The organism is Azospirillum griseum (genome assembly GCF_003966125.1).
GTDB classification, from domain to species: Bacteria; Pseudomonadota; Alphaproteobacteria; order Azospirillales; family Azospirillaceae; genus Azospirillum; species Azospirillum griseum.
In genome coordinates this window covers 1-263 of sequence record NZ_RXMA01000184.1, presented here as the reverse complement: position 1 = coordinate 263, position 263 = coordinate 1, and the positions used below count along the sequence as shown (strand labels likewise).

Annotated in this window: 1 protein-coding gene; it reads right to left on the bottom strand. The window is 67.3% G+C overall.

Annotation, left to right across the window (positions count from 1 at the left end; genetic code table 11):
• Positions 1-263: NAD-glutamate dehydrogenase domain-containing protein (locus EJ903_RS26710; RefSeq protein ID WP_148105345.1), on the bottom strand; the 263-nt coding region annotated here is incomplete at both ends.

Below are 263 nucleotides of genomic sequence, written 5' to 3'. Positions count from 1 at the left end.
TGGGCGATGGTCAGCGCCTGGGTCTGGCGGTAATTGTCGGCCAGCACCAGCGCCGCCACCTCGTCGGTCATCGACGCCATCAGGGTGTCGCGCTGCTTCACCGTCATATCGCCGCGCGCCACCACGTCGCCCAGCAGGATCTTGATGTTCACCTCGTGGTCGGAGGTGTCCACACCCGCCGAATTGTCGATGGCGTCGGTGTTCAGCCGGACACCAACGCGGGCGGCTTCGATGCGGCCGCGCTGGGTGGCGCCCAGATTGGC